General features: G+C 38.9%; 1 protein-coding gene. It reads left to right on the top strand.

Annotated elements, in window-relative coordinates; all coding sequences use genetic code 11:
* Positions 1–166: 166 nt before the first annotated feature.
* Positions 167–325: a hypothetical protein gene (locus tag ES676_RS14860; RefSeq protein WP_170234476.1), complete on the top strand. Its 159-nt coding sequence runs from the start codon at positions 167–169 to the stop codon at positions 323–325.
* Positions 326–728 lie beyond the last annotated feature (403 nt).

Genomic DNA, 728 nt, shown 5'->3' with positions numbered 1-728 from the left:
TAGCCTATGCTTAAAATAGTAGGTAGCTTCAATTGGTGTAAAGAGCAATTGTTGAGATGAACGTTGAACCGCCGTATACGAGACCCGTACGTACGGTGGTGTGAGAGGCGCACTGGCAATCATTCGATTGTCAGCCGTCTACTCGATTAGGCACAGTATTTATACTATGTTACAAGCAACAGCAATTCAATATTTAAGGGGTTATGAAGGTAAACCTATATCCGCTTGGATTAAAAAAGGCACATTATCTTACAAAGCATACAAAGAGGGTGAGATCGATAAAAAGAAAGGTTTACCAAATAGATATATTAAAAGCACAGATTAATATTGTGCCTAACGTTTTGTATATGAAGCGTTGCGTATAAAAAACACATAGATTGAATAATTAATAAAAGTTAATAAAATGGCATTTACAAATGAGATACTGAAACCAAGCAATGATTTATATACGTTGTGTGTGCCCAGTATGGGCATCTTTAACTTACAGCAAAGTAAGTAATTAATCTAGAGGGTGCAAGTCCCTTATGCGCTGGGGTAACGCCTAGAAGCATTAGTAAGTCGCAAGGGAGGTAACTGCAAAGTTACCTCTGAAGAAAGCGAGACTACAAAACTCGGTACTGACGAACAGAAACCGTATACAGAGGCCTATTTATTCGGGTAAGCAACCACATCATTGCAACGCCCAAAGAGTATCAAAAGGGTAAGTAGGTAGATACGGCAGGGATTGA

This window comes from Bizionia saleffrena (genome assembly GCF_008086175.1).
GTDB lineage: Bacteria > Bacteroidota > Bacteroidia > Flavobacteriales > Flavobacteriaceae > Bizionia > Bizionia saleffrena.
Note: the sequence above shows the minus strand (reverse complement) of the source record. Positions and strands in the feature narration are given on the sequence as shown.